Source organism: Winogradskyella sp. MH6, from assembly GCF_022810765.1.
Classification (GTDB): Bacteria; Bacteroidota; Bacteroidia; order Flavobacteriales; family Flavobacteriaceae; genus Winogradskyella.
Map to the genome: position 1 here is coordinate 680,820 of NZ_CP094494.1, position 13,862 is coordinate 694,681.

The following is a 13,862-nucleotide window of genomic DNA, read 5'->3' on the forward strand; positions in this document are numbered from 1 at the left end:
ATCTTTGCAATTTAAAATCAACAAACTTATGCCCAACGCTATTTCTGGCTTTTCTAAACTTTCTAAATCTGAAAAGATTGAATGGCTTTTAGAGACTTATTTTTCTGATAAAGAAAACGCACGAACTCTGATACATCAATATTGGAATACAGACGAAAAGCTACAGAAACTACACGACGAGTTTATAGAAAACACTATTACCAATTATTATTTACCACTTGGAGTTGCTCCAAATTTTTCAATAAACAACAAGCTTTACACCATTCCTATGGCTATTGAAGAAAGCTCTGTTGTTGCGGCCGCAAGTAAATCTGCAAAATTTTGGCTAGATAGAGGCGGTTTTAAAACTGAAGTTATTTCAACGGAAAAAATAGGTCAGGTACATTTTACCTTTGATGGTGACTTTGAGGCTTTACAAGCTTTTTTTAAAAACATAAAACCAAAACTTTTTGAAGACACCAAAGCCATTACCAAGAACATGGAGCGTCGTGGTGGAGGTATTTTGGATATTGAACTTAGAAATAAATCTGAAGAATTAGAGCACTACTACCAACTGCATGCTACATTTGAAACGCTAGATGCCATGGGTGCCAATTTTATAAATTCTTGTTTAGAGCAGTTTGCCAAAACCTTTATACAAGAAGCTGAAAAGCAATTAGATGGTGAGATCGAAATTGTAATGAGTATTCTTTCTAACTACGTTCCTAATTGTTTAGTAAAAGTTGAGGTTTCTTGCCCTATTGAAGACTTAAAAAGTAAGGATATTTCTAATCCGACACTATTTGCTCAAAAATTTAAACAAGCAGTTAACATTGCAGAAGTAGAACCATACCGAGCTGTAACTCACAACAAAGGGATTATGAATGGTATTGATGCCGTGGTTTTAGCAACAGGAAATGATTTTAGAGCTGTTGAAGCTGGCGTGCACGCTTACGCTTCAAAAGGTGGAAGATATACAAGTTTAACCCATTGTTCTATTGAAGATAATATCTTTAAATTTTGGATTGAAATTCCATTAGCTTTGGGTACTGTTGGCGGTTTAACAAGCTTACACCCATTGGTAAAGTTTGCGCTAGAAATGCTAGAAAACCCATCAGCAAAGGATTTAATGCAAATTGTAGCTGTGGCAGGATTAGCTCAAAACTTTGCTGCTGTGAAGTCCTTAACAACAACTGGTATTCAAGAAGGGCACATGAAAATGCACCTATTAAATATTTTAAATCAGTTTGAAGCAACTGCTGAAGAGAAAGAAAAAATAGTAGAACATTTTAAAACCAATGTGGTAACACATAGTGCTGTTGTTGAAGCTATTGAAAACCTAAGAGGTTAATGAAAACTTTTAGAAGCAACGGAAAATTATTGGTCACAGCAGAATACGTTGTATTAGATGGTGCAAAGGCTCTAGCCATTCCCACTAAACATGGACAAATCTTAACTGCTGAAGAAAGCAATAGCAATACTGTTGTTTGGAAAAGTTATGATGAATACGGAAAGGTTTGGTATAAAGGTCATTTTATTTTTGATAACGGCGAGATTCTGAAACAAGTTCAGGATGATAATGCAATTACCAACAGACTCAAAAATATTCTAAGCGCTGCTCGTACTTTAAACCCTGAATTCTTGGCAAATTCTAAAGGACATAGAGTTTCAACCTACTTAGATTTTAACAGAGAATGGGGATTAGGCACATCTTCTACACTTATAAATAATATTGCGCAATGGGCAAATGTTGATGCTTATAAGCTTTTAGAAAAAACATTTGGAGGCAGTGGTTATGATATTGCTTGTGCACAACACAATACTCCGATAACCTTTCAGTTGAACACAAAAAATCAACCTTTAGTTAATTCAGTAAGATTTAATCCTATTTTTAAAGATCATCTATATTTTGTTTACCTCAATCAGAAACAAAACAGTAGAGATGGTATTAAAGCTTATAGATCCTTAAACAAAGTCAGTGATACTATTATTAATGATATTAATGCCATAACCGAAGCTATTGTAGAAGTTTCTTCACTAAGTGCTTTTGAACACTTAATAACTGAGCATGAAAATATTATTGGCAAGCTTTTAAATCAAACACCTATCAAATCCAGGGCATTTAGTGATTACAATGGAGCTATTAAAAGTCTTGGTGCTTGGGGAGGTGATTTTGTTTTGGTCACTTCTGAAAACGACCCGACCGACTATTTTAAGTCTAAAGGTTTGGATACTATAATTCCTTATTCTAAAATAGTATTAAATTAAAAAAGGCTTTACATTTCTGTAAAGCCTTTTATTTTGTACTAAAATATTCTTTATTTAGAAAACTGTTTTAGCTCTGTTATCCTCTATGTCAGCAGCTTTTTCTAATGCTTGATATACTTTTCCTTGAACAGCTCCACGTCTTGTAGCGTTTAATCTATTTACAATTGAAGTATAATTATCTAATTCTGTTGCTTCAGTTACTTTAGTCACTTCTATAACATAAACACCTTTCTCTCCATTGATAGGTTTAGATGTTTTGCCTTGCTCTAAACCAAACGCAGCACCAATTACTTTTGGCTCTACACCAGCACCTGCTAAAGTTGTATTCTTTAAGGTTAAAGCTGCCGCTGTTTTAGGACTTTGACCTTGATTCTTAGCAATCTCATCTACAGAAGTTGCTTTAATCTTCTCACGAATCATTTTAGCTTTCTTCTCCTTTCTTATCTCTGGTAAAACAGTTACAGACGCATCTTCTACACTCATTAAACCAGCTTCATTTTTCTCTACTAATTTAGCAACGATGAATCCATATCCAGAAACTGAGAAACTTTTGAAGTCACCCTCTTCTCTATTTTCTTCAAAAAACCAACGCACAAGCTCTCTCTGGCTTCCTAAACCTGGGATATTTTCGTCTAATTCCTTAAGTGTAATTGGCTTTACTGTTAACTCACGCTCTTTAGCTAATGCATTAAAGTCAGCATCTTTTGCAGCAATTTCAAACTTAGTAGCTCTATTATAAACGTCGTCTAATGTTTCTTGAGAAGGTTCAATCTTTCTTGCTAAAGTTGCCAGTTTATATACATCTGCCTCACCTTTTTGGCCTTCAATTTCTATAATATGAAAACCATAAGCAGTCTCTACAACACCCATATCTCCAGTTTTTCCATTAAAAGAAAAATCTCTAAATGGAGCTACCATTCTATTATAAGGAAACCAATCATAGCGCCCACCATTGTCAACACTACCTTGATCTGTAGAATATTCTGTAACAAAATCATCAAACTTAGATTTATCAGTTTTCAAGATATTATAAAGACTATCTACTTGCTTATTTGCCTGTTCTCTTGTTAATGTAACGTCTGGTCCAGCTGATGCAGCACCTAAGAAAGGAATTAATATATGTCTAGTTTTAACAGAATCTGGTAATTGCTCTTTAGCAATCATTTTAGAAAGCTTAAAGAATTCTCCATCTCTGTAAGGCCCATAATATTCACCAACTTCCAATTTCATTAAGCTATCTTTTGCTACTGCAGGAATTTGCGCTGCTGTTACAAAAGCATCATTGTACTTAATATCTGAATTAGAGTTAATGAATTCCGCAACATTCTTTACAGAATCAAAACCAGGGATTGTATCTGTGTTTCCGCTGCTGTCATTATACTCAGCTCTGTCGCTCTTTAATTTTATAAGTGCAGCTTTAATAGCATCCTCATCTGCTTTAGAAGCTTCTTCCTTAAACTCTACATAAACGACTTCTCTACTTGCATCTACTTTAAACTTATCTTCACGCTCTTTCATGTAGGCTTTAATATCAGATTTTGAGACCTCTACTAAACTATCTGCAATAGTTGTGTAAGGAATTTGCACAAAACGAATATCTACATTTTTAGCGTCTGCCATGTACTCATCTTTTGCTTCAGCGATTGTAGTGTTAACACCAGCTTTAATCATATTATAATATGTTTGCTGAAGTGAATTAGCCGCAATAGATTGTTCGTTATTTGTCCAGCTATCATAGTTAATGTTAATAGTTCGTCCTGCATACAAAAGCGGTGCAGAATCTGGACTAATATCTTTAAGGTTACTAATAAAAGCATTAAGACGATTTACATCAAAGTTTCCGTTTTCATCTTGAAATTCTGGGTTAGATTGAAAACTGTTCTTAAGTAAATCGCGCATTTCATCTTTTTCAACAGACAAACCAAGTGATTCGTATTCTGCATCTAAAATGATCTTACGCACCTCTTGATTATAAATTGCATTTTTTGCTTGAGTTGAAGATATGTTTCCACCAACCCCATCTTGGTAATTCTTTACTTTTTTCTGAAAATCAGTTACATCGATATCTGTACCGTTAACTGTTGCTACAACACCTTGGGAATTTGAAAACGCATTCGGGTTGTCAATTACACCCTGAATAACGAAAGCAAATAATGCTAATGCTATTACTAATATTAAGATTAGTGAACGCTGTCTAATTTTATTTAAAATTGCCATTTCTTAAATTTTTCGTATAAATAAGTCTGCGAAAATAGTATTTTCTAATAAATAATAAAAGGAGAAGTATAGTTTTTGTAAGCTATTGTAGTCTTTAATCTACATCGAGGATTTTTAACCTTACAATATCTATTTTTGTTGAGGATACTTCCTCAATAGTAAACTTAAAATTATCTATTAAAACATCTTCATTTTTCTCTGGAATACCTTCGGTCTCATTAACAATTAACCCTCCTAAGGTTTCATAGGTTTCACTTTCTGGAAGATTTAGTTTGTATGTTTCGTTGACATAATCCACCTCTAACCTTGCAGAGAATCTATAGGTATTTTCATCTATTTGTTCTTCTGTCATTTCTAGTGTATCATGCTCATCCTCTATTTCTCCAAACAATTCTTCAACAATATCTTCTACAGACATAAGACCAGATGTACCTCCATATTCATCAATAACAACAGCTATACTCTGACGCTTTTTTGTTAAAATATTGAGAACATCTTTAATCAATATTGTTTCTGGCACAAAACTTACCGGAATAATAATTGACTTAATATTTTTCGGTTTTTTAAACAATTCAAAAGCATGCACATATCCTAAAATATCATCTATATTATCCTTATAGACAATAATTTTTGTTCGTCCGGTTTCAATAAAGAGCTGACTTAAATTCTCAATGGATTCTGAGATGTCGACAGCCGAAATTTCGGTACGTGGCACCATAACCTCCCTAGCTTTAACCTCAGAAAACTCTAATGCATTTTGAAATATCTGGATTTCACTATCAACTTCTTCATGGTCTTCAACAGACTCCATTTGCTCGCTAATATAATTACCTAGCTCTACTTTGGTCATTGCTAACACAACGTCTTCTCCATTAGCTTTAAAAACATATTTTAATACAGCATCCGAAATCCAAAGTACAAAATCAGAAACCCAGCTAAAAAACACATAAAAAATATAGGTTGGCAAAGCCAAAACCTTCATTAAGGTATTGGCGTAAATTTGAAAAAACACTTTTGGCAAAAACTCTGCAGTAATTAATATAACAAAGGTTGAAATCACAGTCTGTGTTAGGAGTTGAAAATCGTGAAACAGATACGTTAAAACCGTACTATCTGATGGCAACATAGACTGAAACCATCTCACCAGCACATCTCCCATTTTTAGACCATAAATTACCAATGCAATATTGTTACCAATAAGCATCGTTGCAATATATTTAGATGGTTTTGCTGTTAACTTGGTTAATATTCTACCCAAGAAATCTTCTTGTTTTTTCTCTAGCTCTATGTGTATTTTATTTGACGACACATAAGCAATTTCCATCCCTGAGAAAAATGCTGAAAGAATAAGTGTAACTATTATTATGACTATATCTAAAGTCATACACTAATCTTTATTTCTATCTTGAAATTTGTTTGCAAAACGCTTTCTAAAAAAGAACATAAACACTGCAAGGGCAGCCAAAAACAAAGACATATATGGTATGTTTCCGTCTTTAGACCATTTTGCGTAAGCATCCCAAAGAAATAAAACTGCAAAGAAGATATATGCGTATTGAAATATTTTAAGAAGTTTCATATGTAAGTTATCTAAGTAAAATTAAGTTACAAAGATAGTTAATTATCGAGTTCAAAATCGCCACCCATTTCTAACATCTGAAAATTCTTGAAGTCTTTATCAGAATCAAAACCTCTACCATGAGATACACCTACTGTTCTATTAAACACCCAAGGCTCATTGGTAAAGACCCATTCTAATTTTTCGTTATAGTATAACTGGTCTGTTACTAGTTTTTCATTTTGATGGGTTGTAATGGTGACGTTTCCCCTTAGATCTATAATATCGGTATCTGTGTAAAAAATAGCATAGCGAGATGTAATGGTTGTCTTTTTACCTTCTTTATCATACACCTTTAGCACAATACCTTTTGGAAACTCAGAGAATGCGAAATCTCTATTAGAATAATCGAGCATTTTTGGGCTCATAAGATTTGCCTTAAGCCTTACCGAATCTTCGATGAACTCTGTATATTTTAAGTCGATGTTTTCTGCTTCACCGATAGGTTGGTTTTGAAGCACGCCAACCTTTTGAACCTTATCAAAATCATTTTCACAAGAAAAAAACAAAGTCACAGCAAACACTGTGACTAAGCTTTTTATAATATGTGAAATTTTTACTGTCATTATATATTTGGCACTGTTACAGAACGCCCAATCCAACATCCAATTTTTATGGTTTGCCCAGCATTACCTTCTGTAAAAATGTCTGATGTAGAAGGTGCACTTGCTCTATAACTAGCTGCAGATTTTGCTGATGCTGATTTTAAACGACCATCTACTCTACCTGCTTTTTCAGCTTCTAAAGCTGCTAACCAAAATACTGCTCTCTTATTAAAATTAGAGTCTCCACAGCTATTAGCACTTTTAGCATACATTGCTGCAATTGCTAAGTGAGGCGAACCATCTGAAGGGTTTAATTTCATAGACTCTGTATAGTATTGTCTTGCTTGACTGTAGCTTCCTTTATCTTTTAAATCATTGGCTAACTTTTTGTAAAGTTTTGCCTTTTTTAAAGGATCTGACTCCAAGTCTAATGTTTGATTAAAATACTTTTGCTCACCTGTTAATAAATACAAGTAGTATGATGTATCTGCACTTGGCTCTATACTATTCTTTTGTTGAACTAACTTTAAGAATAATGGTTCTTCTTTACAGCCTTTTGCATACATGCGGTTCATGGCTCTTTGTAACCAAACACCATCATTCTTATTTTCTTCGTAATTCTTTTCATATAATGGTACTAGCACCTCACAGTTGGCTCTATCTCCAAGCTTTTTATCCATACTACCAAGAATTTGATCTTCAAATGCCTCGATATTAGATTCGTAAGAAGACTTATATCTTGCTTCTTTGCTTGTTAAAGTGCCTGCTTCTTCTTTCGCTGCGTAAGTATTAAGTTTGGTAGTATATCCTGCTATTAAGTTTTCAATTAACTCATTAACATCATCATACTTATCAAACATCTCTTGCGCTGGTTTTTTACCTGCATCAAATAAATCTACTGCCAAAGAAAAGTAAGTATAAAGTCCTTTAGCACTCGTGAAATTTTTAGCATCTTTCACATAAGCACTATCAAACATATTATATAACTGCTCATCAGTCTTATTAAGTTCTTTTCTATACTTGTATGCTAAGTTTGCTTTATCTACTAAGATTTCTCCTTCGTCATATTTTGATGGGAAGTTCTCTCTACTTTGATCATAAAGCAACATTAAATCATTAATATGAGCCACTTGCTCGGCACCTGTAGTGTTTTCTATCTTGTGCATTAATATTTTTTCACCATGTGCATAGATAGCTCTGTTGAATTTTGGACACTTATTACGAACGATTTTCCATGGCTCGTATGCGTCATCATACTTTTTTGTTTTTACATAACTATCAAAAATCGATAGATTATTCATACACTCCTCATCTTGCTGAGCAAAACTAATATTGAAGCTTACAAAAAGAGCCGCTAGTAGTATAGTAATTCTCGTCTTCATCTTTTATTTTTATTGTTAGTTGTACTTCTTTTGTCTAAACCATCTAGAGTTTAAAGATAAACTTACATTAAAGTTTATAAAATTCTCTTGGATTAAATTATTGTTAGTTGTTCCTCGTTTTCCAATTTCAAGACCTAGGTTCAAATTTGAGAAAGGATCGCGAGATCTTTGACCAACTGGTAATCCTAAACCAAAAGATATGCCAAACTCTTTAATCGATTCATTTTTCACTACCAAACCTGTATTTGCAAAGTTTATTCCAGCCCTGTAAACTACACGCTTAAAATACCCTGTAAAAGCATCATAATCAGGAATAAAAAACCCTCCCAGAGATATTTGCGAAGCATTCTCAAAGGAAGAAACATCGTTAGTGTAAAAAGGATTAGAAAAATTACTTGTATTCTGAAAAGTATACTCAGCACCAACAAACCAAGACTGTGATTTACCCAAACCAGCACCAAAAGACCAACGTGATGGCAATGTTAAATCTGTCTTTCTTAGGTTTTCACTATCTAAATCTACCTCAACTGTATTCAACACAGTTTCTGTACCAATTGACGTTACGTCTACTGTGGAGATCGCACGAGTATTGTCTGAAGTTAATTTACTTTCTGGAGCAAAGGTTGCTGTAGCAGAAAGTTCTAAACTTTTGGATATTTTGGTTTTGTACGCCAATCCAAAGTTAAAATTTAAACCACTCAAATCAGACCTACTATCTTCTCTGGTTTGCAGCTCTACCAAATCTCCATCTGGTGTGTAAGCAAATTCAATAGCGGAATTCTGAATATTACCAAAATTATAGTTAAAATCTACACCAGCACTTAATTTATTGGAAATTTGATACCCAAAACCTGCAAAGACTCTATTGACACCACCTTCTCCTCTAAAACGATTGATAATGTCATCATTATTATTAATATCATCTAGCTTGTAACCAACAGAAGTATATGGCATAAGCCCAAAACCAAAACCAAATTTTCCGATTGGAACCGATAAGGCTATATAATCAAAAGTAGAACTATTACCATCAGCTTCACCAGAATTACCTTTTAAAGTCACATTTGATGTAGTACCTGCCACTGCAAATTTTACTGGTCTACTTTCCCCATCATAAGGGTAAGCGTCTACATTTTTTCCTACATAGGAAGCAGGATTTCTTAAATTAAGATGTATACTATCTAAATAAACACCAATACCTCCCATACTACGATTCTCTACGGTACCCTTAAATTTAAGGCTACCTATACCGTAAAATGAATATGGCGATGCTGTACCTTGCTGTGCAAAAACACTAGAACTTATAATTGCAATACAAATTACAATGAGTCTCTTTATCATTATTTTGAATTAAAATCTAGAATGTAATTCAAACCCTCTAGTAGAAAATTTGAATTCGCAAATATGCTATTTTTTAATTGGTTTGACAAAAAATTGGCGTCACCACCTGTTAAAATAACTGTTAAATCTTGATGTTCAGCTTTATATTGATCAATAACACCATCAATTTCTTTAACAACTCCTATAATAACACCTGAGTGTATAGAGGTTTCGGTTGAACTGCCAATTATATTTTTTGGTTGGTTCTTTTCTAATAACGGAAGGTTGGCTGTTAAATTATGAAGCGCATGATATCTCAATCTAACACCAGGTGAAATCGCACCACCTAAATACTCATTTTTATCATTTACAAAATCATAAGTAATACAAGTACCTGCATCTATAATCAGCACATTGCTGTCTGGAAATTGATTCACCGAAGCACACACCAATGCAATACGATCCACGCCAAGCGTTTTTGGTGTTTCGTAAAGGTTTTTAAAAGGCAGCTTTACATCATGGTTAAGCTCTAGGACTTTTAAATCGTCCTCAACGGTTTCAATCTGTTTTTTAGACAGCCTACCTACGGAAGAAATTATACTAGTTTTTAATTTCGGAAACTCTTTTTTAAGTTTTTTAAATTGCTTTTCAAATTCTGAAAGTTCAAAACTTACCTTATGAATTAGCTTATCATTCTGAAAAACAGCAAATTTCACAAAAGTATTCCCAACATCTACAATAAGATTCATACGTTTTTTATATGAAGCAAATTTATAAAATCAAATTTTACAATTTTCTTTTTGGTAATACTAAAAATGAATTTATATTTGCATCCGCTTAATTAAGCAACTGGTGCCTTAGCTCAGTTGGTAGAGCAAAGGACTGAAAATCCTTGTGTCCCTGGTTCGATTCCTGGAGGCACCACCACTAAAAGCCCGATTCAAATGAATCGGGCTTTTTGGTTTTAAAGAAACTTCAACAGATGTAACCTAGCTCACAAAGCCAAAAGCTCATTTTCCTCAAAAAAAGGGGATTTTTAGAATGCACACCTTTTTAACTCATTAAAACTAAAATATTACCAGCTAATTTTAGCTTTTAAAAAAAGTAGAAATTAGATTCAATTACGCTACAAAAAAACACCACAATAATCCTTTAAATACATACTTAAAATCACCAGTTTAGCTCTTTTTTCTACAAAATCCCAATTAATTAAAAAAAACCTAAAAACTAATTTTAAAAATTATAAAAGTCTGATTTACATGCATTTAATCCTGTTTTTTTGTTTTTAAAATTCCGTAAAAGCTAAAGAACTTTCCTTTATAGTATGGTATAAGAGTTTTAGTTTTAATCTCATCGTTCTGCAATTTTTGCCTGAACTGTCTTAACTAATAAAACTTTAACCAAGATGAAAAAAATTACACTCTTATTTATGATGTTGTTAAGCATAACAGCATTTTCCCAAATCGAAGTTATTGAAAATTTTGATGACGTTGCTAACAACCAAGTACCAACAGGTTGGACTGAGACAAATTTTGGAGCTTCATCAAATTACACATGTGATGGTTCTGCAAAAGCTATGGCATCTCCATTTACTAGTGCTGGTCAAGAAACTCTTACAACACCCTACTACACAGGCATTTCTAACGGCACAGACCTTACAGTAAGTTTTTCTTACAACATTTTTGAACAATTCAGTCAGTTTCCACCACCTAGCTTAGTTGCTCCAGCAACTAATTGGGGTTCTATAGTTTTAGAATATACTACAGATGGCACAAACTGGAATACTATTACAACAATAGACGATTCTAATTATACTTTCGTTAGCCCAACAGATTGCTCTAGTACTGCTAATATTAATGTAGGCACTATAGCGAATGGAAGTGATTTTCAGGCTCGCTTTGTAGTAACGGTAGCAAATATTACAAACTTTGCATTATGGGTTAATATAGATAATGTATCATTTACTCAAGTTGCTACAACAACACCTAACTGTGACGCTACTTTAATTTCACCAGTAAATGGATCTAATACCGCAGACAGCGATGTTACATTGATGTGGCAAGCTGCAACAGGATTACCAACAGGGTATACAATAAATGTTGGAACCACAACAGGTGGCACAGATATAGTAAATGGAGCTACAACAACAGAAACAAGTTATCCGTTAACAGGATTAAACTATGAAACAGAATATTTTGTAAACATTATCCCTACAAATGGTGTAGGAAGCGCGAACGGATGTACAGAAGAGAGTTTTACTACAAGAACAGCCCCAATACCAGGAGCAACATGCAGCAGCCCAATAGTAATTTCTTCATTTCCTTTTATCGAAGCAGGTGGAGATACCGATAATTATGAAGACAATATTGACACTAGTCCTTGTAGCAATAGCTACATGAGTGGTAAAGATGTATTTTATGAAATAACACCAACTACTGATGTTTCTATAAATATTGAGTTAGCTAATATATCTAATAATGGTGCTAGTATCCATGTTGTAAATGGCTGCCCAGATGCTGCTACAGAATGTGTAGATTATGTTGGTTCTTATTCTGGAACGACTAGAAGTTTATCAGAAGTAGTTTTATTAGCAGGTAACACCTACTTTGTTGTTTTAAGTAACTCAGGTAGTACAAGAACCTACACTTACGATTTAATCATTACTGCCAATAGCTGTATAAACCCTACCTTAGGCACATTAACTCCAGTAGCAGATTGTAGTAATGGACAATTCTCTGTTGACGTAAATATTGATTATTTAGGAAGCGCAACATCATTAACTCTTTCTGATGATAACGGAACTACTTCAGATATTACTAATATTACATCTACAGGAACAGTAACAATGGGTCCTTACCCAAGCGGAGCAACAGTTAACTTTACACTAACAAATGAGCAAGACGGAACATGTTCTGATACAGGATCAACTTATTTTTATTGCCCTCCAACGAATGATGAATGTAGCGCACCAATAAACCTAACTGTTAATACAGATGATAGTTGTACTATCTTTACAAGTGCAACAAATGCTGGTGCTACAGAATCTGTTGCAGACCCAGACACTTGTGCTTCTGCAAGTAATAACCACAATGATGTATGGTTCACCTTTACAGCTTCTAGCGAGGTTATTATTTTAGAATATTTGAATATAACTGATGCCATAAACTCAGGTGGATCAATTCAAGCAACAGAATTGTTAGAAGGAAGTTGTGGCGCATTAACCAGCATAGCTTGTTACACAAGTAACTATGTTACATTTAGTGGATTAACAATAGGAAACACTTATTACATACGTAATAACACAAGACTAAATGGTGAGTTTGCTCAAAACTATGACATCTGTTTAAGAGAAGCGCCTGCACCACCAGCTAATGATGAGTGTACAAATGCTGCTGTTTTAACAGCTTCAACTGATGATATGTGTAATAATGCTGTATCTGGCACAACAGTTGGTGCAACTATTTCTTCAGACAATAGTTGTAATACAGATGGGTATGGTGATGTTTGGTATGTATTTAACCCAACCGTAAGTGGTATTTATGAATTTTCATTAGAGCGACTAAGCACAACACCATCTACATATTACTCAGTATATGAAGGTTCTTGTGGTGCTTTAACAGAGGTAACAACATCTTGTAATTCAAACTCTAATCAAATTCTTACATTAGATAGTACTTCTACTTACTATGTAATGGTTCAAACAAGTCAGGTAGGTGAAGGTATAGATTTTAACCTATGTGTATGGCAATTACCAGATGCTGTAGTAAATAGTGATTGTACAGGTGCTATAGAACTAACAGAATCTTCAGATATAAACGATACAGAAGGCAATAGTATTTCTTCTAATTTAGAAAACGCATACTATTCTCCTCAAGGCTGTTCATCGTCTTCTTATGAGTCGGTATGGTATACTTTAACACCAGAATACACAGGCACTTACCATTTTGAATTTACAAGAGTTACTGGTTCTGCTTACTATACTATTTATGATACTGGCAACTGCGCAAGTGTACAAGAGAATTATGTAAATGGAATAAGTAGTTGCTATAACTCTGCGTATAAGCCAATAGATGTTGTAGCAGGAAACACATACTTAATCCTAGTACATGCTTCTTCTGCTGCAGAATTTGAATTCTTTGTTTACCCAGATGCTACCTTAGGAATGGAAAACTCTAATTTTGAGTCTTTTAGACTTTATCCTAATCCTGTGAACGATGTTTTGAACTTAGAATCTCAGGAAGTAATAAATAGTGTGGCTGTATACAATATTATGGGACAACAAGTACAGTATGCAACACCAGAAGTCTCTGATGCAGAAATAAATATAAGTGATTTAAAAAGTGGAGTATATTTTATTAAAGTTAGTATAAACAATAAAGAAAAAACCTTTAAAATCCTTAAGAATTGATTAATTAGCCTATCAATTTATTATAAAAAGACGATACATTTGGTATCGTCTTTTTTTTGTTTAAGATAATTCTTTTTCAAAGTTTCCTATATTTACTATCTTATAGTACCTAGCTTATAGGTAAATTA

General features: G+C 33.7%; 10 protein-coding genes and 1 tRNA gene. 4 read left to right on the top strand and 7 right to left on the bottom strand.

Translation table 11 applies throughout. The features are described 5' to 3' along the window. The first annotated feature begins 16 nt into the window (after window positions 1–16). Window positions 17–1,330, top strand: a complete 1,314-nt coding sequence (locus tag MST30_RS03235) for a hydroxymethylglutaryl-CoA reductase (RefSeq protein WP_262914444.1) — start codon at window positions 17–19, stop codon at window positions 1,328–1,330. Beyond that, window positions 1,330–2,247: a GYDIA family GHMP kinase gene (locus MST30_RS03240; protein WP_243472977.1), complete on the top strand. Its 918-nt coding sequence runs from the start codon at window positions 1,330–1,332 to the stop codon at window positions 2,245–2,247. Before MST30_RS03235 ends, MST30_RS03240 begins: the two co-directional genes overlap by 1 nt. 54 nt (window positions 2,248–2,301) lie before the next feature. Here the strand turns inward: MST30_RS03240 and MST30_RS03245 are convergent, their stop codons facing one another. The 7 genes from MST30_RS03245 to MST30_RS03275 all read right to left on the bottom strand — a co-directional run bounded on the left by MST30_RS03245 (window position 2,302) and on the right by MST30_RS03275 (window position 10,075). After that, complete coding sequence (locus MST30_RS03245; protein WP_243472978.1) at window positions 2,302–4,464, bottom strand: peptidylprolyl isomerase; 2,163 nt, start codon at window positions 4,462–4,464, stop codon at window positions 2,302–2,304. A gap of 94 nt (window positions 4,465–4,558) precedes the next feature. Then, complete coding sequence (locus tag MST30_RS03250) at window positions 4,559–5,848, bottom strand: hemolysin family protein (protein ID WP_243472979.1); 1,290 nt, start codon at window positions 5,846–5,848, stop codon at window positions 4,559–4,561. Between the two features lie 3 nt (window positions 5,849–5,851). Continuing rightward, window positions 5,852–6,043: a hypothetical protein gene (locus tag MST30_RS03255; RefSeq protein ID WP_243472980.1), complete on the bottom strand. Its 192-nt coding sequence runs from the start codon at window positions 6,041–6,043 to the stop codon at window positions 5,852–5,854. A gap of 38 nt (window positions 6,044–6,081) precedes the next feature. After that, window positions 6,082–6,648: an LPS export ABC transporter periplasmic protein LptC gene (lptC, locus tag MST30_RS03260; protein WP_243472981.1), complete on the bottom strand. Its 567-nt coding sequence runs from the start codon at window positions 6,646–6,648 to the stop codon at window positions 6,082–6,084. Further along, on the bottom strand, window positions 6,648–8,009 hold the full coding sequence (locus MST30_RS03265) for a hypothetical protein (protein ID WP_243472982.1): 1,362 nt from the start codon (window positions 8,007–8,009) through the stop codon (window positions 6,648–6,650). The genes lptC and MST30_RS03265 overlap by 1 nt, the downstream gene beginning before the upstream one ends. Window positions 8,010–8,024: 15 nt before the next feature. Beyond that, on the bottom strand, window positions 8,025–9,347 hold the full coding sequence (locus tag MST30_RS03270) for a beta-barrel assembly machine protein BamG (protein WP_243472983.1): 1,323 nt from the start codon (window positions 9,345–9,347) through the stop codon (window positions 8,025–8,027). Further along, window positions 9,347–10,075, bottom strand: coding sequence for a type III pantothenate kinase (locus tag MST30_RS03275; RefSeq protein ID WP_243472984.1), 729 nt, complete (start codon window positions 10,073–10,075; stop codon window positions 9,347–9,349). Before MST30_RS03275 ends, MST30_RS03270 begins: the two co-directional genes overlap by 1 nt. A 102-nt stretch (window positions 10,076–10,177) precedes the next feature. On the opposite strand from MST30_RS03275, the gene MST30_RS03280 reads away from it, so the two are divergent. Further along, window positions 10,178–10,253, top strand: a tRNA-Phe gene (locus tag MST30_RS03280). Window positions 10,254–10,731: 478 nt separating this feature from the next. Further along, window positions 10,732–13,734, top strand: a complete 3,003-nt coding sequence (locus MST30_RS03285) for a T9SS type A sorting domain-containing protein (protein ID WP_243472985.1) — start codon at window positions 10,732–10,734, stop codon at window positions 13,732–13,734. Window positions 13,735–13,862: the final 128 nt, after the last annotated feature.